Annotated in this window: 22 protein-coding genes; 14 read left to right on the forward strand and 8 right to left on the reverse strand. The window is 59.1% G+C overall.

Annotation, left to right across the window (positions count from 1 at the left end):
- Positions 1-9: 9 nt before the first annotated feature.
- From CU100_RS02465 to denD, 7 genes are all read right to left on the reverse strand, one after another.
- Complete coding sequence (locus CU100_RS02465; RefSeq protein WP_106714958.1) at positions 10-1,812, reverse strand: IlvD/Edd family dehydratase; 1,803 nt, start codon at positions 1,810-1,812, stop codon at positions 10-12.
- Positions 1,813-1,836: 24 nt separating this feature from the next.
- Positions 1,837-2,736 (reverse strand): carbohydrate ABC transporter permease, encoded by a 900-nt coding sequence (locus CU100_RS02470; RefSeq protein WP_106714959.1) that lies wholly within the window; start codon positions 2,734-2,736, stop codon positions 1,837-1,839.
- 16 nt (positions 2,737-2,752) lie between these two features.
- On the reverse strand, positions 2,753-3,604 hold the full coding sequence (locus tag CU100_RS02475; protein ID WP_407070306.1) for a carbohydrate ABC transporter permease: 852 nt from the start codon (positions 3,602-3,604) through the stop codon (positions 2,753-2,755).
- A gap of 159 nt (positions 3,605-3,763) precedes the next feature.
- A complete protein-coding gene (locus CU100_RS02480; protein WP_106714961.1) occupies positions 3,764-5,077 on the reverse strand; it encodes an ABC transporter substrate-binding protein in 1,314 nt (437 codons plus the stop codon).
- Between the two features lie 128 nt (positions 5,078-5,205).
- Complete coding sequence (locus CU100_RS02485; protein ID WP_106714962.1) at positions 5,206-6,270, reverse strand: ABC transporter ATP-binding protein; 1,065 nt, start codon at positions 6,268-6,270, stop codon at positions 5,206-5,208.
- Positions 6,271-6,332: 62 nt separating this feature from the next.
- Positions 6,333-7,106 carry an SDR family oxidoreductase gene (locus CU100_RS02490; RefSeq protein ID WP_106714963.1) on the reverse strand — a complete coding sequence of 258 codons (774 nt, stop codon included), beginning with the start codon at positions 7,104-7,106 and terminating at the stop codon, positions 6,333-6,335.
- A complete protein-coding gene (gene denD / locus CU100_RS02495; protein WP_106714964.1) occupies positions 7,103-8,092 on the reverse strand; it encodes a D-erythronate dehydrogenase in 990 nt (329 codons plus the stop codon). Before denD ends, CU100_RS02490 begins: the two co-directional genes overlap by 4 nt.
- Before the next feature lie 181 nt (positions 8,093-8,273).
- Between denD and CU100_RS02500 the strand changes: the two genes are divergently transcribed.
- The 9 genes from CU100_RS02500 (at position 8,274) to CU100_RS02540 (ending at position 17,968) form a co-directional block, all read left to right on the forward strand.
- Positions 8,274-9,263, forward strand: coding sequence for a LacI family DNA-binding transcriptional regulator (locus tag CU100_RS02500; protein ID WP_245418902.1), 990 nt, complete (start codon positions 8,274-8,276; stop codon positions 9,261-9,263).
- 92 nt (positions 9,264-9,355) lie between these two features.
- Entirely contained in the window at positions 9,356-10,120 is a 765-nt protein-coding gene (locus CU100_RS02505; RefSeq protein WP_106715950.1) for a DeoR/GlpR family DNA-binding transcription regulator, read from the forward strand.
- Positions 10,121-10,266: 146 nt separating this feature from the next.
- Positions 10,267-11,784: a glycerol-3-phosphate dehydrogenase gene (locus CU100_RS02510; RefSeq protein ID WP_106714966.1), complete on the forward strand. Its 1,518-nt coding sequence runs from the start codon at positions 10,267-10,269 to the stop codon at positions 11,782-11,784.
- A gap of 53 nt (positions 11,785-11,837) precedes the next feature.
- Entirely contained in the window at positions 11,838-12,920 is a 1,083-nt protein-coding gene (locus CU100_RS02515; RefSeq protein ID WP_106714967.1) for an ABC transporter ATP-binding protein, read from the forward strand.
- A gap of 8 nt (positions 12,921-12,928) precedes the next feature.
- The gene (locus CU100_RS02520) at positions 12,929-13,996 is read left to right on the forward strand and encodes an ABC transporter ATP-binding protein (RefSeq protein ID WP_106714968.1); all 1,068 of its coding nucleotides are present in this window, start codon (positions 12,929-12,931) and stop codon (positions 13,994-13,996) included.
- 2 nt (positions 13,997-13,998) lie between these two features.
- A complete protein-coding gene (locus CU100_RS02525; RefSeq protein ID WP_106714969.1) occupies positions 13,999-14,865 on the forward strand; it encodes a carbohydrate ABC transporter permease in 867 nt (288 codons plus the stop codon).
- A gap of 88 nt (positions 14,866-14,953) precedes the next feature.
- A complete protein-coding gene (locus tag CU100_RS02530; RefSeq protein ID WP_106715951.1) occupies positions 14,954-15,772 on the forward strand; it encodes a carbohydrate ABC transporter permease in 819 nt (272 codons plus the stop codon).
- A complete protein-coding gene (locus CU100_RS02535; protein ID WP_106714970.1) occupies positions 15,772-16,179 on the forward strand; it encodes a DUF2160 domain-containing protein in 408 nt (135 codons plus the stop codon). Before CU100_RS02530 ends, CU100_RS02535 begins: the two co-directional genes overlap by 1 nt.
- 64 nt (positions 16,180-16,243) lie before the next feature.
- Positions 16,244-17,968: an ABC transporter substrate-binding protein gene (locus tag CU100_RS02540; RefSeq protein ID WP_106714971.1), complete on the forward strand. Its 1,725-nt coding sequence runs from the start codon at positions 16,244-16,246 to the stop codon at positions 17,966-17,968.
- 56 nt (positions 17,969-18,024) lie between these two features.
- Here CU100_RS02540 and CU100_RS02545 read toward each other — a convergent pair whose 3' ends face one another.
- Positions 18,025-19,188: a dihydrodipicolinate synthase family protein gene (locus CU100_RS02545; protein WP_106714972.1), complete on the reverse strand. Its 1,164-nt coding sequence runs from the start codon at positions 19,186-19,188 to the stop codon at positions 18,025-18,027.
- A gap of 154 nt (positions 19,189-19,342) precedes the next feature.
- Between CU100_RS02545 and CU100_RS02550 the strand changes: the two genes are divergently transcribed.
- The 5 genes from CU100_RS02550 to CU100_RS02570 are packed head-to-tail and all read left to right on the forward strand — an operon-like array spanning position 19,343 to position 25,275.
- The gene (locus tag CU100_RS02550) at positions 19,343-20,380 is read left to right on the forward strand and encodes a LacI family DNA-binding transcriptional regulator (RefSeq protein ID WP_106714973.1); all 1,038 of its coding nucleotides are present in this window, start codon (positions 19,343-19,345) and stop codon (positions 20,378-20,380) included.
- Entirely contained in the window at positions 20,377-21,378 is a 1,002-nt protein-coding gene (locus tag CU100_RS02555; protein ID WP_106714974.1) for a Gfo/Idh/MocA family protein, read from the forward strand. The genes CU100_RS02550 and CU100_RS02555 overlap by 4 nt, the downstream gene beginning before the upstream one ends.
- Positions 21,379-21,393: 15 nt before the next feature.
- Positions 21,394-22,995: an acyl CoA:acetate/3-ketoacid CoA transferase gene (locus CU100_RS02560; RefSeq protein WP_106714975.1), complete on the forward strand. Its 1,602-nt coding sequence runs from the start codon at positions 21,394-21,396 to the stop codon at positions 22,993-22,995.
- Entirely contained in the window at positions 22,988-23,767 is a 780-nt protein-coding gene (locus tag CU100_RS02565; RefSeq protein ID WP_106714976.1) for an enoyl-CoA hydratase/isomerase family protein, read from the forward strand. The genes CU100_RS02560 and CU100_RS02565 overlap by 8 nt, the downstream gene beginning before the upstream one ends.
- Positions 23,767-25,275, forward strand: a complete 1,509-nt coding sequence (locus CU100_RS02570) for an aldehyde dehydrogenase family protein (protein ID WP_106714977.1) — start codon at positions 23,767-23,769, stop codon at positions 25,273-25,275. The genes CU100_RS02565 and CU100_RS02570 overlap by 1 nt, the downstream gene beginning before the upstream one ends.
- Positions 25,276-25,339: the final 64 nt, after the last annotated feature.

Genomic DNA, 25,339 nt, shown 5'->3' on the forward strand with positions numbered 1-25,339 from the left:
GTCTCCCGCCTAGTGGTTGTCGCGGGGCAGGCCCTTGGTCTGGGCGACGCGCTGATACTTCACGGCTGGCTTCAGAACCATGCCCTCGTCGAGCTGACCGACCATGCCGCGCTGGATTTCCTGCCACGGCGTCTGGCTTGCGGGATACTTGTATCCGCCTGCCGCGATCAGGTCGTTCTTGCGCTTTTGCAATTCCTCATCGTCAATGAGGATATTGGCCGTGCCCTTGTTGAGATCGATGCGCAAGTGATCGCCAGATCGCACGAGTGCCAGACCTCCATTGACGGCCGCTTCCGGCGAGGCGTTGAGTATGGAGGGTGAGCCGGACGTTCCCGATTGACGACCGTCGCCGAGGCAAGGCAGTGCATGGACACCCTTCTTCAAGAGGTAGGCCGGAGGCTGCATGTTGACGACTTCCGCCGCTCCCGGATAGCCCACGGGGCCGGTGCCGCGCATGATCAGAATGCTGTTCTCGTTGAGTTCAAGCTTTGGATCGTCGATCCTGTGATGATAATCTTCCGGTCCGTCGAAAACCTCGGCTATTCCCTCGAATGCTTCGGGATCATCCGGATTGGAAAGATATCGTTCGCGGAACTCTTCCGAGATGACGCTGGTTTTCATGATGGCGCTGTCGAAGAGGTTGCCCTTCAGGTTGATGAAACCGGCCTTTTTCTTCAATGGAGCATCATAGGTCTTGATGACCTCGGTGTTGAGATTTTCTGCATTTTCGCAGTTGGTGCCGATGCTCTTGCCATTTACGGTCAATGCGCCCGGATGCGGCAGCTTCCGTGCCTTCATGAGTTCGGCGACAACAGCGGGTACGCCGCCAGCACGATGGTAGTCCTCGCCGAGATATTCACCGGCCGGCTGGAGATTGACCAGCAGCGGCACGTCATGGCCGATCGCCTGCCAGTCATCATTATCCAGAGGAATGTCGAGGTGGCGGGCGATGGCGTTCAGATGGATGGGTGCATTGGTGGAACCGCCGATGGCCGAATTGATGACGATGGCATTCTCGAAAGCGGCGCGCGTCATGATATCAGATGGCTTCAGATCCTCGCGAACCATATCGACGATTCGCTTGCCGGTATCATAGGCAATCTGCCCGCGTTCGCGGTAAGGGGCCGGGATAGCCGCGCCGCCCGGCAATTCCATGCCAAGGGCCTCGGCCAGCGAATTCATGGTGGTCGCCGTGCCCATCGTGTTGCAATAGCCAACCGAAGGAGCCGACGAAGCGACGATGTCCATGAACTCGTCGTAGTTTATTTCGCCGGATGTCAATTTCTCGCGCGACTTCCAGACGATGGTGCCGGAGCCGGTGCGTTCGCCGCGGTGCCAGCCATTGAGCATCGGACCGACGGAAAGCGCGATCGCCGGTATATTGACCGTGGCGGCGCCCATCAGCATGGCGGGCGTGGTCTTGTCGCAACCAATGGTCAGCACGACGCCGTCCAGCGGATAGCCGAACAAGACTTCAACAAGTCCGAGATAGGCGAGATTGCGGTCGAGCGCCGCACCCGGACGCTTCCCGGTTTCCTGGATGGGATGCACCGGAAACTCGAACGGAATGCCACCGGCCGCGATGATGCCATCGCGTACGCGCTTTGCCAGTTCTATGTGATGGCGGTTGCAGGGCGACAGGTCCGAGCCAGTCTGCGCGATGCCGATGATCGGCTTGCCCGACTGGAGCTCGCCACGCGTCAGGCCATAGTTGAGATAGCGCTCCAGATAGAGCGCCGTCATCCCCGGATTGTCAGGATTGTCGAACCATTCCTGCGAGCGAAGCTTTTTCGGGGAATTGCTGTTTGTCATTTTAGAGGAACTCCTGGGTATCCATCATTCCTTGACCGCGCCGGTCATGGAAGAAACGTAGTAGTCGACAAAGAAAGAGTAGAGAATAACCACCGGCAGTGAACCGAAAAGTGCACCTGCCATCAACGAGCCCCACTCGAAAACATCGCCTCGCACCAGTTCCGTCAGGACGCCGACCGGAACAGTCTTGTTCTCCGAAGACTGGATGAAGGTGAGCGCATAGATGAACTCATTCCAGGACAAAGTGAAGGCAAAAATACCTGCCGAGATCAGTCCGGGTACCGCCAGCGGCAATATGACCTTCACGAGAATCTGCCACCGCGATGCGCCGTCCACCAGCGCGCTTTCCTCAAGCTCGAACGGGATCGAGCGGAAATAGCCCATCAGCAGCCATGTGCAGAAGGGAATGAGGAAGGTCGGGTAGGTGAAGATCAGCGCCAGTTTGGTGTCATAGATACCGAACTTGAAGACGATCACCGCCAGCGGGATGAAAAGGATGGAGGGCGGTACGAGATAGGCGAGGAAGATCAACAGTCCGACGGGGCGGGACCCGGAGAACCGCACCCGTTCGATGGCGTAGGCGGCGAGGACCGATGCCACAAGGGACAATGCCGTCGCGCAAACCGCAACGACCAGTGTGTTCCATAGCCAGCCCGGATAGGACGTCTCGAACAGAAGATACTTGATGTGGTCGAGCGTCGGCTGAACCACCCAGAACGGGCTGAAATTGCTGTAGTCGGTGAGCTGCGAGTTTGGCTTCACCGCGGTGATCGCCATCCAGTAGAACGGGAACAGCAGCACGAAGACGAATACCGCAAGCGGCAGGTACAAAACGACGATGCGCCGCGGCAGCCGGTTGAGATAACTCATGCCCTGCGCGTCGTCGGTCAGTACATGCGGATTGGTCTGTTCGGTAATGCTCATGTTCGTTTCCTTCCCCTCAATCCTGTCCGCCTTGTTGCCATTTCCGGCGCTGCAGGCCGAAAAACGAGAACAGGATCGATGCAAGCAGGAATGGGATCATGGCGACCGCGATCGCCGCACCTTCGCCAAGCTGGCCGCCCGGGATGCCGCGCTGGAATGACAGGGTCGCCATCAGGTGGGTGGCGTTGACCGGGCCGCCCTTGGTCAGCACATAGATCAGCTGGAAATCGGTAAATGTAAACAACACCGAGAATGTCATCACCACGGCGATGATCGGCGTCAGCATGGGCAGCGTGATGAACCGGAACCGCTGCCAGCCGGTTGCTCCGTCGAGCGAAGCTGCCTCATGCAGTGATTGCGGGATGGTCTGGAGTCCGGCGAGCAGCGAAATAGCGACGAAAGGTATGCCGCGCCAGACATTGGCTGCGATAACGGACGCGCGCGCATTGTTCGGGTCGCCCAGGAAATTGATCGGCCTGTCGATCCAGCCAAGCTCCATCAGCGACCAGGAAATGATTGAAAACTGCGCATCGTAGATCCACCAGAATGCGAGTGCCGACAGCACGGTCGGGACAACCCATGGCAGAAGGATGATTGCGCGGAAGAAGGATTTGAACGGCAGATGCTCGTTGAGGATCAATGCCAGCCACAGGCCGAGCCCGAATTTCAGGATCGAGGCGATGAGCGTGTAGAAAATCGTATTGTAAACCGCCATCCAGAAGACGGAATCCCTGGCGAGCGCCTGATAGTTCTCAAGGCCGATGAAAATGCCGTCCCTGCCGATCGTCGTATCGGTAAAGCCGAGCCAGACACCGAGGCCGAGCGGATAAGTCAGGAAGCACAGGAGAAAGACGGCCGCCGGCAGCATGAAGAACAGCCCGACAGTCGTATTGCTCCGGGCGATGTCGCCGAAGGCCGAAGGCTGTTTCGCAGTTGTCGTCATTGTCATCGGATATCTCCGGTTGCCCAATTAGCGTTGGATCATCGGCCCTCGCCGCCCGAAGGCAGCGAAGGCCGAACCTCGTTTCTAGACCCTGTAATAACGATTTGCGCGCTTTTCAGCCTGGGCAATCGCTTCTTCGGCGCTCATCTGGCCCGTTACGGCCGTGGCGTACATGTCCACCAGAACATAGTCCGCCATGGTTCCAGCCGAAGCTGCCCCAAGCGGGCCGGCATAGCCGTTCGGGCGCAGGGTTCCGGATGCCTTCGCATAGGCGGCGTGGATCGGGTTGGACGTCCAGACCGGATTGTTGGCGAAAGCTTTCAGCGGCTGGCAGCAATAGGCGCTGGCACCCTCGATCCATGCATTCATGTTTTCAGCCTGGTACATGAATTGCAGATAGGCCTTGGCGGCCTCAGGATACTTGGTGTGCTTGAAGATCGAGATCGTCGACGTCTGGTGCAGTTCGACCGATTGTCCGACAGGACCGATCGGCAGATTGGTCGAGCGCATGTCTTCGGCGATCGCCGCCATGCCAGGATCCTTCTTGGCGGCGTAGTAGACCGAAACACCATTGGCTGTCAGCGAAACCTGGCCGGCAAGGAAGGCACGGTTGTTGTTGACGTCCTGCCAGCTCTCCGTGCCCGGAATGAACGTCTTGTACAATTCCTGCGCATATTTGACCGAAGCCAGCGTCTCAGGACTGTTGATCACGACCTTGCCGCTCTCGTCGACCATCTTGCCGCCATGGCTCCAGAGCAGCCAATGCGCATAATTGTTGCCGTCGCCCACCGCCTTGCCGTGCGGGAAGCCTGCGGGCGTGCCCTTGGCCTGCATGGCCTTGCAAAGCTCGAGGAAACCGGCCGTATCCTTCGGGAACTCGCTGAAGCCTGCTGCCTTCATGTGGCTGTCGCGATAGACAACCGCGTTGCCGATGGCGCAAAGCGGCAGGGCGATGAACTTGCCGTCGCGCTTGGCGTAACCCTCGAGGCCCGGATACCAGCCGCCATGTGCTCCGCCAAGGTAGTCGCCAAGCTCGGTCACATCGACCAGCTTGTCAGGATATTGCTGCGGATCGTCGAACCAGCTCATGACCATGTCCGGCCCGGAGCCGACATTGGCCGCAACGGCAGCCTTCGGACGAACGTCTTCCCAGCTTTCCTTGTCGATGCGCACCTGAACGCCCGTCGCGTCGGTGAACTTCTTCGTATTGGCCAGCCACGCGGCCTCTTCGGCCGGTACGAACGGAACCCAGCGCAAGAGGCGAAGTGTGGCACCTTCCTCCGGCTTATAGGCGGGCGCCGACTGCGCGAAGGCAGGCGTAAGCCCGAACCGGCCCATTCCGGCTGCTGCTACGAGCCCGGCAGATGCGCCGAGTAGGTGTCTTCTGTTGATGGTCATTGATGCTCCTCCATTTAACGACCGGATAAACTGGAAAGGCCTTGGCAAGATGCTCCCGCATCCCGGGCCTGTTTGCGGGAAATTCTATCCAGCATCTGCCCCCGACGTGCAGATACTGTTTGCCGGGTCTAGGCGAGCCGCTTGCCCGTCTCTGCGTCGAACAGATATGTCGCCTCCGCGTGGATCGATAGGCCAACGATCTCGCCGGGCCTTGCACTGATGCGCTGGTGGAAAACGCCGGTGACGAGATCGCCGCCGACCCGCATGATCATCTGGGTTTCCGAACCCGTCGGCTCTATGACCACCACCTCGGCGGGAATTCCCCCGTCCGCAATGGTCATGTGTTCGGGGCGCAGCCCATAGATCAGTGTACGGCCCTTGGCGCTTTCCGGCGCCTTGGCAACCGGCAGAACGACACCTTTTTCGGTGGTGAACTTCAGCCCGTCATTCGGATCGAGCTTGCCTTTGATCATGTTCATCGCCGGTGAGCCGATGAAGCTTGCCACGAAGAGATTGGATGGCTGGTCATAAAGCTCGAGCGGCGCGCCGATCTGCTCGACCAGCCCGTCATGCATCACCACGATCTTGTCGGCCATGGTCATGGCTTCGATCTGGTCATGCGTAACGTAGACGGTTGTAGTCTTCAGCCGCTGGTGCAGCTCCTTGATCTCAGCGCGCATGGCGACACGCAGCTTGGCGTCGAGATTGGACAACGGCTCGTCGAACAGGAAGACCTGCGGGTCGCGCACGATGGCCCGGCCCATGGCAACGCGCTGGCGCTGACCGCCGGAAAGCTGGCGCGGAAAACGGTCCAGCAAGGGAGAAAGCCCGAGGATTTCCGCTGCTGGCTTCACCCGCTTGTCGATTTCGGACTTCGGAGCGCCCTTCAACTTCAGCGAAAACGCCATATTGTCGGCGACCGTCATGTGCGGATAGAGAGCGTAATTCTGGAAAACCATGGCGATATCGCGCTCTTTCGGCGCGAGATTGTTGACCACCTTGCCGCCGATCTTGATCTCGCCTGCGGAGATGTTCTCAAGCCCCGCCAGCATGCGCAGCAAAGTGGACTTGCCACAGCCGGAAGGCCCCACAAGAATTACGAATTCGCCGTCGGCGATCTCGATGTCGACACCCTTGATGACCGGGTGTGTCCCGAATGACTTTCGTACGTTGGCGAATTCAACCGATGCCATGCCTTCTCCTCCAAAAATTTCATAAGACAACGTTCTCTGAAAAAATCGCTGTCGAGTATCCTTTAGCCGCGCCCGACCAGCGGCATTTTGGTTGCCATGATCGTCATCGTCAGCACATTGGCCTCCAGCGGCAAGCTTGCCATATGAACGACGGCATCGCCAATATAATGCGCGGGAATTGTTGGCTCGCTCGCCAGTTCGCCATTGGCCTGCAGCACCCCGGTTGCCATTTTCGACGTCATTTCCGTCGTGGCATTGCCAATATCGATCTGGCCGCAGGCAATATCGAATGGCCGGCCGTCGAGGGCCGTCGACTTCGTCAAGCCGGTAACCGCGTGTTTCGTGGCCGTATATGGTGCGGAGTTCGGCCGAGGTGTCTGTGCCGAAATCGAGCCGTTGTTGATGATGCGCCCGCCCCTCGGGGTCTGGGCCTTCATCATTTTCATGGCTTGCTGCGTACACAGGAAGACGCCAGTGAGATTGGCGCCGACGATCGAATTCCAATGATCGAAGGTCAGTTCCTCCATCGGAATGTTCGGAACGTTCACGCCCGCATTGTTGACCAGAAGATCGAGCCGGCCGAAATCCGATTTGATGGCTTCGAAGAGTGCAGCAACGGAGTTCGGGTCGCTTACATCGGCCGTTATGGATTTGACCGTGCCACCGGTTCCGGAAGCCAGGGACGTCGCCGCATCGTCGAGCACATCCTTGCGCCGGCCGGAGATCACCACCGTATATCCCGCCTCAAGCAATGCAGTGCTTATCGCTTTGCCAACACCTGTGCCACCGCCGGTTACAAGGGCGATCTTGCCCTTGCCTGAATTCTCTTTCGTCATCCCGGAATCTTCCCGCCCAATTCGTCGTCAATATGCGCCTTGATGATGTCATCGAAGGCGGTCTCTGCCTTGAAGCCAAGCTTCGTGGCGCGCGTGGTGTCGAAGTCGGTTGCCCAGCCGGCAACGATCTTCTGGATCGTGGCGTCCGGCTCGCGGCGTATGAGCTTGACGGCTTTCTCCCCGGCCACCCGGCGCAGCGCGGCGATTTCTTCGCCGACCAAAGCCGAGAGCCCGGGCATGGAAAGGTTGCGCCTTGCACCGACCTTTTCGAGATCCAGCGTTGCGGCATGGAGGAAAAACCCAACGGCAGCGCGGGGGCTGGCAAACCAGTGCCGCACATTTTCGTCCACGGGAAGTACCGCTTCCTGACCCACGAGCGGTTCCCGCAGAATGTTGGAAAAGAACCCTGAAGCCGCCTTGTTGGGCTTGCCTGGACGAATGCAGATCGTCGGCAGGCGGATACCTATCCCGTCGAAGAAACCACGGCGGCTGTAGTCGGACAGGAGCAGTTCCGAAATGGCCTTCTGCGTACCGTAGCTGGTCAGGGGCGTCGTGAAGAATTCATCTCCGATCTTGTCCGGGAAAGGCGTTCCGAAGACTGCAATCGATGAGGCAAAAACCACGCGGGGCCTGTAGGGAGCATTTTTGCTTTCCAGCCGGATCGCCTCGAACAGGGAACGCGTCCCGTCGAGATTTACGTTGTAGCCCTTTTCGAAATCCGCTTCCGCTTCTCCCGAAACGATCGCCGCGAGGTGAAAGATCATGTCCGGCCGGCTTGCGATCAGCGCCTCGGCAACGCCTGGGTCGGACAGGTCCGCTGCCTTGGTTGCGGATTTGCTGGCGAAGACAGCCGGTGCGACAGGTTCGATCACGTCGACGAGGGTAAACCTGTCGATGTCGCCACCGAGAGAGCCCGGTTCAGCCGCAATCCTGTCGAGCAATTTGCGGCCAACCATCCCGGCTGCGCCGATAACCAAAACATGCATAAGAAGAATTCCTCCCTGCAAGCCCCTCCCGGGCTCGTAGAACTGGTATATGAGTGGCGCAAAGTTATGCACACTGACTAGCATTCATCAAGCGTTTTATGGTAGCGCTGTCATAAATCTTGTCACACGCACTGAATCGGTGCCCATGCCGCGCAAACGCAATGCTCACAGAAGCCCTGACATGCCGACGCTGGCCGACGTTGCGCGGCTTGCCCGTGTGAGCGAGATTACGGCATCCCGTGTTGTCCGCGCCCAGGGGCCGATCGCGGAGGCGACACGTTTGCGCGTGTTGAGCGCAATTGCCGAACTCGGCTATATCCCGAACCGTGCCGCGGGAAGTCTCGCTTCCGCTGAATCGACATTGATGAGCGTACTCTTGCCGTCCCTGTCCAATATCGTTTTCCCCGACGTCTTGCGCGGCATCCACACGGCGCTGACCGAAACCGCTTTCCAGCCCGTCATCGGCGTCACCGACTATGATCCCTTGGTCGAAGAGCGAATTCTCGTCTCTTTTCTCGCGTGGCAGCCGGCGGCGGTTATCCTTGCCGGGCTGCACCACACTCCGACCGCACGCCGCCATCTGGAGCATGGCCGCTTCCGCGTCGCCGAGTTGATGGATATCGATGGCGAACCGGTAGACATTGCCGTTGGCATGTCGCATCGGCAGGCTGGCTATGAAACCGGCAAACATCTCATCAAGCGGGGGTACCGCCGCTTCGGTTACGCCAGGCACAACATATCGACAGACGATCGAGCCAGTGCCCGCTATGAGGGTCTTTGCTTGGCGCTGAAGGAGGGCGGGCTGTCCCTGATTGCCGAGCATTGTTATCCCGGCGCCAGTTCAACCAAGGCAGGGCGCGAAGCCCTGCAAATACTCCTTGCAGCGACCCCCGGTCTCGACGTGGTCGTGTTTCCAAATGACGATATGGCGATGGGCGGCATTTTTCACTGCATGCATGCGGGAATAGCCGTCAAGGAAAAGCTTGGTATATTCGGATTCAATGGTCTCGATATCGGCCAGGCAATGCCCATGCCACTGTCCACGATCCTCTCCAAGCGCTTTCTTATCGGCAAGACAGCAGCCGAAAAACTTCTGGAAAGTCGCGAGCGGCCCGCCGGAAAAACGATCATCGATACGGGCTTCGACATTATCGAGGGCGCGACGGCGTAGCTGAACGAACCGTTTTCGTTTGGGCGAAGATTGACACAGGCGCATTTTCGTTTTCGTATATGCAATCGAAAAACGAAAATGAAGGCTCACGCATGTTCCTAGCGCCCAGACATGCCGAAATTCTGGAAATGGCCAAGGAGCATGGTCGCGTTCTCGTGGACGATCTTGCCGTTCATTTCAATGTGACACCGCAAACCATCCGCAAGGACCTCAACGATCTATGCGACCAGCGCTTGCTCAACCGCATACACGGCGGCGCCCTCTTTCCCTCGGGCGTGCAAAATCTGGAATATGAGGCGCGGCGGCTGATAGCGGCGGGTGAGAAGGAGGCGATCGGGCGCGCAGCGGCCAGCCTCATCCCAGACAATGCTTCACTCTTCGTCAATATTGGCACCACGACAGAAGCTGTCGGCCAAGCGCTTCTCGACCGCAAGGGTCTGATGATAATTACCAATAACATAAATGTTGCCAATAGGTTACGTATATACCCCGACATTGAGGTAGTTATCGCCGGCGGCGTCGTTCGCGGTTCTGACGGCGGTATCGTCGGCGAGGCGGCCGTCGATTTCATCCGGCAGTTCAAGGTTGACTTCGCGGTGATCGGCACGTCCGCAATCGACAGCGACGGCGCGCTACTCGATTTCGATTTTCGCGAGGTCAAGGTGGCGCAGGCGATCATGGCTAATGCACGTCATGTCATCCTCGTCTCCGACTCGACCAAATTCGAACGCACGGCGCCAGTCCGTATCGGCCATCTGTCGCAGGTTCACACTTTCATCACCGATCGCTGCGATAGCGAAGCGGTCCGGCAGATTTGCGCCGATGCGGATGTCAGGCTCATCGAAACGTCGGTTTAACAACGGACTTGTGCAGCGTGACCATGCGCGTTATAGTTCCTTTTAGTTTCGTATCGCTTTCGCAACGCTTCCATATGTCTTTCGCATTTGCGAAGAGATGGTGCGCTGCGAAATAGGGAGTCTAGAGCTTGGCCAGTCCGGCAGACATGATCTACGACATTTTCGTCATTGGCGGCGGCATCAATGGATGCGGCATTGCCCGTGATGCGGTTGGTCGTGGTTATTCTGTTTTCCTTGCGGAAATGAACGATCTTGCAAGTGGCACATCCTCCGGCTCGACCAAGCTCATCCATGGCGGCCTGCGCTATCTCGAATATTACGAATTCCGGCTGGTGCGCGAATCGCTCATGGAGCGCGAAGTGCTTTGGGCAAGTGCTCCGCATATTATCTGGCCGCTGCGTTTCGTCCTGCCGCATCACGCGGGATTGCGCCCCGCCTGGCTCCTGCGGCTGGGCCTTTTCCTCTACGATCACATCGGCGGGCGCAGGAAGCTTCCGCCAACCAGCACGCTCGACATGACCCGCGACCCGGCTGCCAAACCGCTGAAATCGCTCTATACCAAGGCGTTCGAATATTCCGATTGCTGGGTCAACGATGCGCGGCTGGTCACGCTCAACGCCCGTGATGCCGCGGACCGCGGCGCCGTGATCCGCACGCGTACCAAGGTCGTCAGCGCTCGCCGCGACGCGGATCACTGGACGCTGACGCTGCTGGACGGGCTGACGGGTGCAACGGAGCAAGTTCGCTCGCGGCTCCTCGTCAATGCGGCCGGGCCCTGGGTCGATGAAGTCTTGACTGGCGTCGTCGGCAGCAACAACGCGCATAATGTTCGTCTCGTTCAGGGCAGCCACATCGTCGTCAAGAAGAAGTTCGACGACCCGCGCGCCTATTTCTTCCAGAACACTGACGGCCGCATCATTTTCGCTATCCCCTACGAGCAGGATTTCACGCTCATCGGCACTACCGACCAGGACTATCACGGCGATCCGGCCGAGGTGAGGATCAGCGACGCGGAGATCGATTATCTCTGCGCCGCAGCCAGCGAATATTTTATCCAGCCGGTCAATCGCGAGCACGTTGTATGGACCTATTCCGGGGTACGTCCGCTCTATGATGATGGTGCTTCGAAGGCGCAGGAAGCGACGCGCGATTACGTCCTGAAGGCCGACGCCCCCGAGGGCCAGGCGCCCTTGCTCAATATTTTCGGCGGCAAGATCACGACGTTCAGGCGCCTGTCCGAACATATGCTTGAAAAGATCGAAGACCGGCTCGGCAAGCGCGGCAAGCCGTGGACGGCAACCGGAACGCTGCCCGGCGGCGACTTCGCGCCAGCCGGTTTCGACGATGAGTTGCGCAAATTGCAGGCCGATTATCCGTTTCTGGATGTGCGCCATGCGCATCGCCTGTTCCGGCTTTACGGCACGAAGGCGCGGGTACTGCTCGGCACAGCCACGTCGCTCGCCGATCTCGGCCGGCATTTCGGCTCTGACCTTTATGAGGCCGAGATACGCTATCAGATCGAACACGAATGGGCGCTGACGGCTCAGGATGTCCTGTGGCGCCGCACCAAAAAGGGCCTGCATCTGAGCGCGGATGAAGCGGCTGTGCTCGACGGGTTCATGAAAAATGCGATCGACAGAAGGCGTCAGATCGCGGCGGAATAGAGTATATTGCGCGGCGTGGACCGGGGTCTGCGCCGTCTCTGGGAGGAGCTGGAATGCTGGAACTGAGAAATGTATCCAAGGTGGTGGGTGGCAAGCCCCATCTCAGCGATATATCGCTGGCTTTGGAACATGCCACGCTCAATGTCCTTCTCGGGCCGACCCTGTCCGGCAAGACCAGCCTCATGCGCATCATGGCCGGCCTCGATGTTCCGACCTCCGGCTCGGTGTGGTTCGACGGCAAGGACGTGACCGGCGTGCCGGTGCAGAAGCGCTCGGTCGCCATGGTCTACCAGCAGTTCATCAACTATCCGGCATTCACCGTCTATGAGAATATTGCCTCGCCCATGCGCGTTGCCGGTGCCGACGCGGCCACGATCGATCGCGAAGTGCGCAAGGCCGCCGAAATCCTCAAGCTCACGCCATTCCTCGATCGTACGCCGCTCAGCCTTTCCGGTGGCCAGCAGCAGCGCACGGCGCTGGCCCGCGCCATCGTCAAGAATGCCAAGCTGGTTCTGCTCGACGAGCCGCTGGCCAATCTCGATTACAAGCTGCGCGAGGAGCTTCGTCAGGAACTGCCAAGGATATTCGCCGAATCCGGCACGATCTTCGTCTATGCCACGACCGAGCCGCATGAGGCGCTGCTGCTTGGCGGCAATACAGCCACGTTGTCCGAAGGCCGGATCACCCAGTTTGGCCCGACCATCGAGGTCTTCCGCAAACCGGACGATCTCATCACCGCACAAACCTTCGCCGACCCGCCGCTCAATACAATCGCGCTGGCAAAGTTCGGCAAGGCGTTCCAGCTGGAAGGCGGCGTCGCGCTGCCGGTCCCGGCACATCTGGCCGAGTTCGCCGACGGTACCTATACGGTCGGCTTCCAGCCCCATCATGTGAACACGAGCCGAAAAGGCCCGGACGAGATCGGCCTCAGGGCAACGGTCACGGCCACCGAAATCACCGGTTCGGAAAGCTTCGTCCATCTCTCCTTCGCCGATGCGCGCTGGACGATGCTGGCCCATGGCATTCACATCTATTCGCCCGACGAGGAGATCGAGATCTTCATCGACCCGCGCGATCTGATGATTTTCGACGCGAGCGGCAATTCCGTCAGCCGCCGCCAGAAACTGGCGGCATAGGGGGGACCATGGCACGCATCGATCTCAACCATATCCGCCACGCGTACGGTTCAAATCCCAGGTCGGACAAGGACTATGCGCTCAAGGAGGTTCATCACAGCTGGGAAGATGGCGGTGCCTATGCTCTGCTCGGCCCCTCCGGCTGCGGCAAGACCACGCTTCTGAACATCATCTCCGGGCTGATCCATCCCTCGCACGGACAATTGCTGTTCGACGGCGTCGACGTGACAAATCTCTCCACGCAGGAACGCAATATCGCACAGGTGTTTCAGTTCCCGGTCATTTACGACACCATGACGGTCTATGACAATCTTGCCTTCCCTTTACGCAACCGCGGCGTTCCGCAAGCGGAAATAGATCGCAAGGTGCGCGAGACGCTCGAGATGATCGATCTGGCCAGTTGGGCCGACAAGAAGGCGCGCGGGCTCACGGCGGACCAGAAGCAGAAGATTTCGCTCGGCCGCGGCCTTGTCCGTTCCGATGTCAACGCCATCCTTTTCGACGAGCCTTTGACCGTCATCGACCCGCACATGAAATGGGTGCTGCGATCGCAGTTGAAACAGTTGCACCAGCGTTTCGGCTATACGATGGTCTATGTCACGCACGACCAGACCGAAGCGCTGACCTTCGCCCAGAAAGTGGTCGTCATGTATGACGGCGAGATCGTGCAGATCGGGACGCCGGAAGAACTCTTCGAGCGCCCGAAGCATACATTCGTCGGATATTTCATCGGTTCACCCGGAATGAACGTCATGCCGGTGAAGCTTTCCGGCGGCATGGCGCAGATCGGCAGTCATCAGATACAGCTGCCTTCGCCAGTGATGCCCGCCAACGCGAAGGTAATTGAACTTGGTATCCGTCCTGAATATGTGCGTCTTGGGCGCACGGGGATGCCGGTAAAGATTGCCAAGGTCGAGGATATCGGCCGGCACAAGATCGTCCGGACCAAACTCGAAAACCAGGACATAGCGATCATCGTCGAGGAGGGCGGGGATATCCCGGCCGAACCGCACGTCGCCTTCGACCCGAAGGGCATCAACATCTATGCCGATAGCTGGCGCGTGGGAGGGCAGTAGCCATGGAAAAGACCTGGAACAACAAAGCCTGGTTCATGGTCCTGCCGGTCCTGCTGCTCGTCGCATTCTCGGCCGTCATACCGCTGATGACGGTGGTGAATTACTCGGTGCAGGACACTTTCGGCAACAACCAGTTCTTCTGGGCAGGAACAGAATGGTTTGAAGAAGTCCTCCACTCCGAACGCTTCCATGCGTCGCTCGGGCGCAATCTCGTCTTCTCGTTCATCATACTTGCCATAGAGGTTCCGCTTGGCATCATCATTGCGCTCAACATGCCCCGCAAGGGCTGGGGCGTTCCGGTCTGCCTCGTCCTCATGGCATTGCCCTTGCTCATTCCGTGGAATGTCGTGGGTACCATCTGGCAGGTGTTTGGACGCGTCGATATCGGGCTGCTCGGACGCACGCTCGCCAATCTCGGCATCAACTATAATTATGTGCAGAACCCGATGCATGCCTGGTTCACCGTCATCATCATGGATGTCTGGCACTGGACGAGCCTCGTCGTTCTCCTCTGCTACGCTGGTCTCGTTTCGATACCTGATGCCTTCTACCAGGCAGCCAAGATTGATGGTGCGTCGCGCTGGGCGGTTTTCCGCTACATCCAGCTGCCAAAGATGAACCGTGTGCTGCTGATCGCCGTTTTGCTGCGCTTCATGGACTCATTCATGATCTATACGGAGCCGTTCGTGGTTACGGGCGGTGGCCCCGGCAACTCGACGACGTTCCTGTCGATCGACCTCGTCAAGGTGGCGGTCGGCCAGTTCGACCTTGGTCCGGCAGCGGCCATGTCCATCATCTACTTCCTGATCATCCTCTTGCTGTCATGGGTCTTCTATACTGTCATGACCAATTACGATGCGGAGCGCTGAAATGTCGGTGCAACAAGACACACTTGCACGCACAAGCGGACGTCCGGAAGCCGAGCAGCACCGGATCGACAAGGCGCTTGCCCGCAAGATGCGCAAGCGCGGCGACGAATCCAAATTCTGGTGGCTGATCCCGACCGTCTATATCATCTTCCTGATGCTGCCGATCTACTGGCTCATCAACATGAGCTTCAAGACCAATCAGGAAATCCTCGGCGCCTTCTCCCTATGGCCGCAGAACCCGACCTTGCAAAATTACGCGGTGATTTTCACCGATCCGTCCTGGTACAAGGGCTATATAAACTCCATCATATATGTGGTGATGAATACGGTAATCTCGGTGCTGGTCGCCTTACCTGCCGCCTATGCCTTCTCACGTTACCGCTTCCTCGGCGACAAGCATTTGTTCTTTTGGCTGCTGACCAATCGCATGGCGCCGCCCGCGGTGTTTGCGTTGCCTTTCTTCCAGCTTTATTCGGCGTTCGGCCTGATCGACACCCACATTGCCGTGGCGCTCGCGCACTGCCTGTTCAACGTCCCGCTGGCCGTGTGGATTCTCGAAGGCTTCATGTCGGGAGTTCCGAAAGAAATCGATGAAACCGCCTATATCGACGGCTACTCCTTCCCGCGTTTCTTCGTGAAGATATTCGTACCGCTCATCGCCAGCGGCATCGGCGTTGCTGCCTTCTTCTGCTTCATGTTCTCATGGGTGGAATTGCTGATCGCCCGCACCCTGACGACCACCGCGGCAAAGCCGATCGCCGCCATCATGACCCGCACGGTCTCGGCTTCGGGCATGGATTGGGGCGTTCTTGCCGCTGCCGGGGTACTGACCATCATTCCTGGCGCAATAGTGATCTATTTCGTCCGCAACTACATCGCCAAGGGCTTCGCCCTGGGGAGGGTATAATGGAAACGACAAGGCGTTGGCCACTGGTGCTGGCGGCAGTCGTCGCCGCTTTCGCAATCATGATCGGGCTGCTTGTGGGAGCCATCCCGCTCAAGGATGGTGCGCGGGACTGGTTTGCGCCGCTGGTCAAAGGCGGCTGGATGGCCTGGACCTTCCCGACCGCTCTGTTTTTCTTGACGATTTTCTTTCTGATGTCGCTTATGGCCGTCTGGGAATATGCATCTCCAGGCGGCAATCCGCGCGTCGGCATTCTGCGCTTTGAGACGACCCGTGGCGACCGCCTGTTCGTGTCGCTGCTCGGCAGCGCATTCATTCACCTCGCCTGGCTCGGACTGATCGGTCCAAACCTCTGGTGGGCTCTGGCTCTCTCTGTGGTCTACGCAATCGGCGTATTCCGCTTTGTCTAGAAACAATATGCCCGGCACCCGCCGGGCAATTGACGATGCAATCGCAACTCTGGGAGGACTACATATGCGAACGCGATTATTGACAACAACTACAGCCCTCGCGCTGCTGTTTGGCGCAGGCAGCGCCTTTGCCGGCATGGACGAGGCAAAGGCCTTCCTCGACAAGGAAATCGGCGACATGTCGACCCTTGATCGTGCCGGTCAGGAAAAGGAAATGCAGTGGTTCGTCGATGCGGCAAAGCCCTTTGCCGGCATGGACATCAAGGTGGTCTCGGAGACCATCACCACGCATGAGTACGAGTCGAAGACCCTTGCCAAGGCGTTCACCGATATTACCGGCATCAAGATCACGCACGATCTGATCGGTGAAGGCGACGTCGTTGAAAAACTGCAGACACAGATGCAGTCGGGCGAAAACGTCTATGATGCCTATATCAACGACAGCGATCTGATCGGTACCCACTGGCGCTACCAGCAGGCCCGCAGCCTGACCGACTGGATGGCGAACGAAGGCAAGGACGTCACCAATCCTGAACTCGACATCGACGACTTCATCGGCAAGTCGTTCACCACTGCGCCGGACGGCAAGCTTTATCAATTGCCCGACCAGCAGTTCGCGAACCTCTACTGGTTCCGTTACGACTGGTTCAACGACGAGAAGAACAAGGCAGACTTCAAGGCGAAGTATGGCTACGACCTTGGCGTGCCGGTCAACTGGTCGGCCTATGAGGATATTGCCGAATTCTTCACCGGCCGCGAAGTGGACGGCAAGAAGGTCTATGGTCACATGGACTATGGCAAGAAGGACCCGTCACTCGGCTGGCGCTTCACGGACGCCTGGCTTTCCATGGCCGGCAACGGCGACAAGGGCATCCCGAACGGCAAGCCGGTCGACGAATGGGGCATCAAGGTGGACGAGAATTCTCGCCCCGTTGGTTCCTGCGTGGCGCGCGGTGGCGACACCAACGGCCCGGCTGCGGTCTATTCGATCCAGAAATATCTGGACTGGATGAAGGCCTACGCTCCGGCCGCAGCTCAAGGCATGACCTTCTCCGAGTCGGGTCCGGTGCCGTCGCAGGGTGAGGTCGCCCAGCAGATGTTCACCTACACCGCCTTCACCGCCGACTTCGTCAAGCCGGGCTTGCCTGTGGTCAATGAGGATGGCACGCCAAAGTGGCGTTTCGCCCCGTCGCCGCACGGTGTCTACTGGAAGGATGGCATGAAGCTCGGCTATCAGGACGCCGGATCCTGGACATTGCTCAAATCCACCCCGGACGATCGCGCCAAGGCTGCCTGGCTCTATGCACAGTTCGTTACGTCAAAGACCATCGACGTGAAGAAGAGCCATGTTGGTCTCACGTTCATCCGCCAGTCGACGCTCGATCACAAGTCGTTCACGGACCGTGCGCCTAAGCTTGGCGGTCTGATCGAGTTCTACCGCTCGCCGGCTCGCCTGCAATGGTCGCCGACGGGTACCAACGTTCCGGATTATCCGAAGCTGGCCCAGCTCTGGTGGCAGGCCATCGGCGATGCGTCCTCAGGTGCAAAGTCCGCCCAGGAAGCCATGGATTCGCTCTGCTCCGAGCAGGAGAAAGTTCTTGGCCGTCTGGAGCGTTCAGGCGTTCAGGGCGACATCGGTCCGAAACTGGCTGAGGAACATGATCTGGCTTACTGGAATGCCGATGCTGTGAAAAACGGCAATCTCGCTCCGCAGTTGAAGGTCGAGAACGAAAAGGAAAAGCCCCAGACCATCAACTATGATGAGCTGGTCAAGAGCTGGAACAAGTAAGGTCCACTTGTTGGCGAGGGGAGGGGTGGCGCTTCGGCGCCGCCCTTTTTCATTTGTCAGATACCGTAGACCTGCAGCAGGCCCTTCATCCGGTTCACGGCAAGTTCGGGTCTGTCCAGAACATTCGCCTGGTCTGCCAGCCGGAAAATATCCGCATAGTGGACTATGCCGCGTGCCGATTGCATGCCGGCCGGCATGGTGAAGTGGCTTTGGTGGCCGTTCAGCCACGCAAGGAACACCACGCCTGCCTTGTAATACTGCGTCGGCGCTTCGAATATCTTGCGGGAGAGCGGAACCGTCGGCTCGATGACGGCGCGGAACCCCTCAACTTCGCCTTTGGCCAATAGTGACAAGGCTTTCGAGGCAGACGGAGCCACCGCATCGAATATACCAAGAAGGGCGTGGCTATATCTCTGGCCATCGCCTTCGATCAATTCGGCATAGTTGAAATCGTCGCCGGTAAAGCAGAGCACTCCCTCCGGCAGCCGCTTGCGCAATTCGATTTCCTTGGCATTGTCGAGCAGCGAAATCTTGATCCCTTCGATCTTGCCCCTGTTGTCGCTAATGATTGCAAGAACTGTCTCCAGCGCCTCCTCGAACGAATGCGAGCCCCAGTATCCGGCGAGTTGCGGGTCGAACATGTCGCCCAGCCAGTGCAGCACGACCTTCTCGCGCGTCTGGCCCAGGATATGGTTATAGACCGTGCGGTAGTCGTCGGCCGAGCGCGCCACGCGGGTTAGGGCACGGCTGGCCATCATCACCGCCCGCCCGCCCTCCGCCTCGACAAAGCCGATCTGCGTTTCATAGGCGTCGATCACGTCCTGAAGCGTTCGCGCAATTTGCGGCGACAGCTGGTCGGTTCCGGCGCCGCAGGCAAGGTCCGCGCCCGCAACTGACCGCGATTCCGCCAGCGAACGGCGAATGAGTTCGCGCGCCGCAGTCCAGTCAACACCCATGCCGCGCTGCGCCGTGTCCATTGCCTCGGCGATCTTGAACCCGAGCGACCACAGGTGATGACGGAATGCCATGGTTGCATCCCAATCGATTGCGGGTGCGCTCCAGGGCTGGGCGTCGCGCAATGGATCGGAAACGACATGGGCGGCCGCATAGGCGATGCGGTTGAAGGCCGGAGGGGCAGGCGGCGCTTCTATCGGGGTGCCCGTCAACGCGTAATCTGTGATTGCGCCGCTTGCATCCGGCAATTTGATTTTCAGGGTCATCCGCATCGCTCCCCACAGGAATACATCAACATTAAATTGGAACGATCCAAAAAACAAGGGCGAATCCCGAGGCTATCTGCCTTAAGATAATGCAATAAACGGCTTGACGAATTTGGAACGTTCCAATTATATAGATCCCAGTGGAGGATTTCCGTTGAGCAAAAGCCGAACCAGTATCGTGGATATTGCGCGCGCCGCCGGCGTGTCGAAATCCACTGTGTCGCTGGTTCTCCAGGGCAGCCCGCTGGTCCATGAAAAGACCAGGGAGAAGGTGAATACTATCATCGGCGATCTCGGCTACGTGTATAATCGCGGCGCCGCCAATCTGCGCCAGTCGAGATCGAAGATCATCGGCATTGTCGTCAACGACCTCACCAACAGCTTCTTCGCCGAGCTTGCCGTCGGCATGGACATGATGGTTCAGTCGGCAGGTTACGTGCAGTTCCTGGCTCACAGCGGCGAGAGTGTCGACCGCCAGCGCGAAGTCATTTCTTCGATGCGCGAGAATGGTATTGCTGGGCTGATCCTGTCACCGGCGCGCGGCACCGAAGTCGGAGATATCAAGCCGCTCGCCGATAGCGGCATTCCCGTGGTGGTGGTGGTTCGCAATGTGCCTGGCGCGAAAGTATCGAGGCTGATTTCCGACAATTATGCAGGCGCCAAGGCGGCTATCCGCCATTTGATTTCGCTTGGCCATAGCCGCATCGCGTTCATGGGCGGCTTCGTGGATACGGCGGTTTTCGGCGAGCGGCTTCGCGGCTACGTCGATGCCCTGCTGGAGGCGAATATTCCGTTCGCGGAGGAACTCGTCATCCACTCCGCGCCGTCGCGCGCTGGCGGTGTCGCTGCGGTGGAGCGCATGATGGTCTTTGCCGAGCGCCCCACGGCCGCTCTCTGTCTCAATGATGCGGTGGCCTTTGGCGTGTGCGACGGGCTGCGCTCCAATAATATCGAGCCTGGAAAGGGCTTCGGCATCATCGGCTTTGACGATGTGATCGAGGCAAAGACCGCCGTGCCCGCGCTGACGACCATCTCGGTCGATCCGCAGGGCATGGGGCAGCGGGCGGCGCAATTGGTCCTGAAGCAGATCAATGCCGGACAGAATATCCCCGAATCGATCGTCACATCCGTGCGCCTCGTCGTGCGGCAGAGCTGCGGTGCGCCTGTAAAACAACTGGAGGAGCTGGCATGATACGCTGGGGTTTGATCGGCGCGAGCACAATTGCGCATGAGTGGGTGATCGATGCGATCCGCGCCAGTGGCGGCGAAATCGTCGCTGTGATGAGCACGAACGAAGAGCGCGGCAAAAAATATGCGGCGGATCACAATATTCCCCGCTCGGTGACCGCTCTCGATGCGCTGGTCAACGATCCGGATGTCGACGCCGTCTATATTTCAACCACCAACGAGTTGCACAAGGACCAGGTTTTGGCCGCAGCGAAAGCCGGCAAGCACGTGCTGTGCGAGAAGCCGCTGGCGACGAGTCTCGCCGACGCGCGCACCATGGTCGAAGCGTGCCGCGCCGCCAATGTCGTCTTCGCCACCAATCATCACCTTCGCAATGCCGCGACCCATACGGCGATGCGCAATGCGATTGCCGCTGGCAAGATCGGCACGCCGCTGGCCGCCAAGGTCTTTCATGCCGGTTATCTTCCCCCGCATCTGCAGGGCTGGCGGCTTGATCGTCCGGAGGCCGGAGGCGGCGTTATTCTGGATATCACGGTTCACGACACCGACACGCTTCGTTACGTTCTCGGCGACGATCCCGTCGAGGTCACCGCCTTCGCTCAGAAAAGCGGTCTTGCCAAGGCCGGGCTCGAAGATGCGGTCATGGGCGTCATGCGTTTCAGGTCGGGCGTGATCGCCGTGTTTCATGATGGCTTCACCACGAAATATGCCGAGACCGGCTTCGAAGTTCATGGCACCGAGGGTTCGCTTGTCGGGCGAAACGTCATGACACAGAAGCCGATCGGCACCGTTACCTTGCGCAACGCGGATGGCGAGACCGAACTCGAATTGGACCACAAGAACCTCTACGAAACCGGCATTGCCAAATTCCACGCCGCCATCGCCGGCAACGGCCATCCGGCCGCGAGCGGTGAAGACGGCCTGTGGTCTCTCGCCGCGGGGCTCGCGGTCACGCAAGCTGCGAGAACCGGCACTGCGCAGACGATCGATCCCGGACTTTGAGAGAATGAAACTAGCATGAACAAGCACATCACCCCCGAAGAGGCCGCGAACCTCATCCCCGACGAAGCGATCGTTTCGGTATCGTCTTCGAGCGGCCTCGGCTGTCCGGATCGGATGCTGAAAGCCATCGGCGATCGTTTCGATGCGACCGGCCATCCGCGCGATCTGACGACGCTGCATCCGATAGCGGCGGGAGATATGAGCGGCATCAGGGGTGTCGACCACATCGCCAGGAAGGGCCTCTTGAAGAAAATCATCGGCGGCTCCTATCCGTCAGGTCCTTCGAGTTCCGAACCGCCCCTGATCTGGCAAATGATCGGCAATGACGAGGTTGCTGCCTATAATATTCCGTCCGGCATTCTTTTCGACATGCATCGCGAGGCCGCCGCAAAACGTCCGGGCGTGTTCACCAAGGTGGGTCTTGATACGTTCGTCGATCCTGACCGGCAGGGCTGCGCCATGAATGCGTCAGCTGCCGCGGATCCTGTTGTTCGCAAGGTCGAATTCGGCGGCGAGGAATGGCTGTTCTTCAAACCCATCATCCCTCAGGTCGCGATCATCCGCGCCACCACGGCCGACGAGCGCGGCAATCTCACCTACGAGCACGAAGGCGCCTATCTTGGCGGGTTCGATCAGGCGCTCGCGGTGCGAAACAATGGCGGAATCGTCATCGCGCAGGTCAAGCGCATCACCAAGAGCGGTTCCATGAAGCCGCACGATGTGCGCGTTCCCGGTATCCTTGTTGATTACGTCGTGGTTGACCCCGACCAGAAACAGACCACGCAAACGCTCTATGATCCCGCTATTTCCGGCGAGATTTTTCATCCGCTCGAAGACTTTGCGCTTCCGGACTTCAACATCCAGAAAGTCATTGCGCGCCGCGTCGCCACGGAACTCGAAGCCGGCAGCGCCGTCAATCTTGGCTTCGGCATTTCGGCAAACGTGCCGCGTATCCTGCTTGAGGAAGGCCTGCACGGCGCGGTCAGCTGGGTGATCGAACAGGGGCCGGTCGGGGGTATCCCGCTGCTCGACTTTGCCTTCGGTTGTTCTTCCAACGCGGAGGCCTTTGTGCCGTCGCCGCATCAGTTCACCTATTTCCAGGGTGCCGGTTTCGATGCCTCGCTGCTGTCATTCCTTGAGATCGACGCATCGGGGTCCGTCAACGTGTCGAAACTCAGCTTCCGTCCGCACGTGACGGCCGGGGCCGGCGGCTTTGTCGATATCACCGCAAGGGCACGCAAGATCGTGTTCTCCGGCATGTTCAATGCCGGCGCGAAGGTACATGTCGAGGATGGTAAGCTGGTCATCGAGAAGGAAGGCAAGTTGAAGAAGCTCGTCAGGCAAGTCGAGCACGTCACCTTCTCTGGCCGCCGTGCCGTCGAGCAGGGCCAGGATATCACCTATGTCACCGAGCGCTGCGTCATGGTTCTTCGGCCGGAGGGTGTAGTGCTGACGGAAATCGCCCCTGGCGTCGATCTGCAGGCGCATGTTCTCGATCAGTCGGAATTCCCGCTCATCGTCGCGCCCGATCTCAAAGTGATGGATGCGCAACTTTTCGCACCGCAGCCTCTTGGCCTGAAGCTGCCGCAGAAACCGCAAAGGACGCTCCATGGCTGATCCTCGTATCGAAGTCACCTTTGCCGGGCACATCGCGACAATCACCGTGTCGCGACCGGAAAAGCTCAATGCCCTCGACCTCGACATGTTGAAGCAACTGGACGCTGCATGCGATGCGTTGGAAACCAATGCGCAGGTGCGGGTCGCGATCCTCACCGGCGCCGGCAAGGCATTTTCCGCAGGCGGCGATATCAAGGCCTGGGCGGCGATGACGCCCAATGAGTTCGGCCATGCCTGGGTGCGCTTCGGCCACCGTGTCTTCGAGCGTCTGGCTACCTTGCGCGTGCCGCTCATTGCCGCTCTCAACGGCCATGCGCTCGGCGGGGGTCTCGAACTCGCCGCCGCTGCCGATATTCGCATCGCCGAAACGCAGATAAGGCTCGGCCTGCCGGAAACCGGCCTCGGCATGGTGCCCGGCTGGTCCGGTACCCAGCGCCTCGTCCGGCGTTTCGGTGCCCAGATCGTACGTCGCATGGTCCTGGGCGGTGAAGTTTTCAGCGCTGCCGAAGCCCGGTCATTTGGCCTTGTCGATCATGTGGCGGAAACCGGGGATGCACTGGCCACGGCGCAAGCCTATGCGGAGCGGGTCGCCAGGCGCGGCCCGGCGGCCGTGGAGGTGGCAAAACTGATGATCGCTTCAGCCAATGCCGAAGATAATGGAACGGCGGTCGAGGCTCTGGGCTCGATCCTCGTGGCAAAAACTGCGGACCTCAAGGAAGGTGTTTCGGCCTTTGCCGAAAAGCGCGAGCCCGTGTTCAAGGGAGAATGGTAATGACAGTTCTGGTGCGGCCACAGGCACTCGAAAATTTCAAGGTGCGCGAATTCCAGATGCTCATCGATGGCAAATGGACCGATGGCGCGGAAGGCGGCGTCATCGAGCGCAGGAGCCCCGGTCATGGCGTGGCGGTCTCGCGCTATCAGGCAGGGACGAAGGCAGACGCGGAAAGAGCAATCACCGCCGCGCGCCGTGCTTTCGACGATGGCCACTGGTCAAGAATGACCGGCGCCGAGCGTTCGAACATCATTCTCAAGGCTGCCGATCTCATCGCCGCACGTTCGGGTGAACTCGCCTATCTCGATTGCATCGAATCCGGCAAGCCGATCTCTCAGGCCAAGGCCGAACTCGGTGGCGCTGTCGACATCTGGCGCTATGCGGCTGCGCTCGGCCGCGATTTGCATGGAGAAAGTTACAACACGCTTGGCGACACCACTCTGGGCGTGGTGCTGCGCGAGGCAATCGGCGTAGTCTCGATCATCACCCCCTGGAACTTCCCATTCCTGATTGTAAGCCAGAAGCTGCCTTTCGCCCTCGCGGCCGGTTGTACGACCGTGGTCAAGCCGTCGGAACTGACATCAGGTTCAACGCTGGTGCTTGGTGAAATCCTCCTCGAAGCCGGTGTTCCGGCCGGCGTGGTCAATATCGTCACCGGTACGGGCGCGGAGGTCGGGGCGCCGATGACAGTTCATCCGGACGTCGATATGGTTTCCTTCACCGGCTCGACGCTCGTTGGCAAGCTGACCATGGCAAACGCCGCGCAGACCTTGAAAAAAGTCTCGCTGGAACTTGGCGGCAAGAACCCGCAGATCGTGTTTCCCGATGCCAATCTCGATGATTTCATCGATGCGGCGGTTTTCGGTGCCTATTTCAACGCCGGCGAATGCTGCAATGCCGGTTCTCGCCTCATCGTCCATCGTGACATTGCCGATGAGGTCGTAAAGCGCGTTGCCGCGCTGGCAGGCGAGGTCAGGGTCGGAGATCCCCTTGATCCGCAAACCAAGGTCGGCGCAATCATCTCACCAGAGCACCTCGCCAAGATCAGTACCTATGTCAGCAACGCGGCGACGGCCGGAGCCCATGTAAGCCATGGCGGCGAGACTCTCGATCTCGGCATGGGGCAGTTCTTGTCGCCGACAATTCTTTCCGCCGTTCAGCCGGATATGGCAGTGGCGCGGGAAGAAGTGTTCGGGCCGGTTCTGTCTGTGCTAACATTCGAGACGCTTGACGATGCCGTCTCGATCGCAAATTCCATCGACTACGGATTATCGGCCGGCGTCTGGAGCCGGGACTTCGATACGTGTCTCACAGTGGGTCGCCGTGTGCGCGCCGGCACCATCTGGATGAACACGTTCATGGATGGAGCCTCGGAGCTGCCCTTCGGCGGATACAAGCAGTCTGGTCTCGGCCGTGAACTCGGCAGGCATGCGGTGGAGGATTACACCGAAACCAAGACACTGAACATGCACATGGGTAGGAGGAAAGTAGTATGGTCACGCAGTTAAATCGATTGTAATAGCCATTCTGCCTATTGTATGAATGCCCCGGACCTTAGGGCACCTTCGGTCG

This window comes from Phyllobacterium endophyticum, from assembly GCF_003010935.1.
Lineage (GTDB): Bacteria > Pseudomonadota > Alphaproteobacteria > Rhizobiales > Rhizobiaceae > Phyllobacterium > Phyllobacterium endophyticum.

Coding starts and splice junctions, on each gene's coding strand:
- CU100_RS02465 (WP_106714958.1), bottom strand. CDS start 1,812: ATGACAAACAGCAATTCCCCGAAAAAGCTTCGCTCGCAGGAATGGTTC.
- CU100_RS02470 (WP_106714959.1), bottom strand. CDS start 2,736: ATGAGCATTACCGAACAGACCAATCCGCATGTACTGACCGACGACGCG.
- CU100_RS02475 (WP_407070306.1), bottom strand. CDS start 3,604: ATGCTGCCGGCGGCCGTCTTTCTCCTGTGCTTCCTGACTTATCCGCTC.
- CU100_RS02480 (WP_106714961.1), bottom strand. CDS start 5,077: ATGACCATCAACAGAAGACACCTACTCGGCGCATCTGCCGGGCTCGTA.
- CU100_RS02485 (WP_106714962.1), bottom strand. CDS start 6,270: ATGGCATCGGTTGAATTCGCCAACGTACGAAAGTCATTCGGGACACAC.
- CU100_RS02490 (WP_106714963.1), bottom strand. CDS start 7,106: ATGACGAAAGAGAATTCAGGCAAGGGCAAGATCGCCCTTGTAACCGGC.
- denD (WP_106714964.1), bottom strand. CDS start 8,092: ATGCATGTTTTGGTTATCGGCGCAGCCGGGATGGTTGGCCGCAAATTG.
- CU100_RS02500 (WP_245418902.1), top strand. CDS start 8,274: ATGCCGACGCTGGCCGACGTTGCGCGGCTTGCCCGTGTGAGCGAGATT.
- CU100_RS02505 (WP_106715950.1), top strand. CDS start 9,356: ATGTTCCTAGCGCCCAGACATGCCGAAATTCTGGAAATGGCCAAGGAG.
- CU100_RS02510 (WP_106714966.1), top strand. CDS start 10,267: ATGATCTACGACATTTTCGTCATTGGCGGCGGCATCAATGGATGCGGC.
- CU100_RS02515 (WP_106714967.1), top strand. CDS start 11,838: ATGCTGGAACTGAGAAATGTATCCAAGGTGGTGGGTGGCAAGCCCCAT.
- CU100_RS02520 (WP_106714968.1), top strand. CDS start 12,929: ATGGCACGCATCGATCTCAACCATATCCGCCACGCGTACGGTTCAAAT.
- CU100_RS02525 (WP_106714969.1), top strand. CDS start 13,999: ATGGAAAAGACCTGGAACAACAAAGCCTGGTTCATGGTCCTGCCGGTC.
- CU100_RS02530 (WP_106715951.1), top strand. CDS start 14,954: ATGCGCAAGCGCGGCGACGAATCCAAATTCTGGTGGCTGATCCCGACC.
- CU100_RS02535 (WP_106714970.1), top strand. CDS start 15,772: ATGGAAACGACAAGGCGTTGGCCACTGGTGCTGGCGGCAGTCGTCGCC.
- CU100_RS02540 (WP_106714971.1), top strand. CDS start 16,244: ATGCGAACGCGATTATTGACAACAACTACAGCCCTCGCGCTGCTGTTT.
- CU100_RS02545 (WP_106714972.1), bottom strand. CDS start 19,188: ATGACCCTGAAAATCAAATTGCCGGATGCAAGCGGCGCAATCACAGAT.
- CU100_RS02555 (WP_106714974.1), top strand. CDS start 20,377: ATGATACGCTGGGGTTTGATCGGCGCGAGCACAATTGCGCATGAGTGG.
- CU100_RS02560 (WP_106714975.1), top strand. CDS start 21,394: ATGAACAAGCACATCACCCCCGAAGAGGCCGCGAACCTCATCCCCGAC.
- CU100_RS02565 (WP_106714976.1), top strand. CDS start 22,988: ATGGCTGATCCTCGTATCGAAGTCACCTTTGCCGGGCACATCGCGACA.
- CU100_RS02570 (WP_106714977.1), top strand. CDS start 23,767: ATGACAGTTCTGGTGCGGCCACAGGCACTCGAAAATTTCAAGGTGCGC.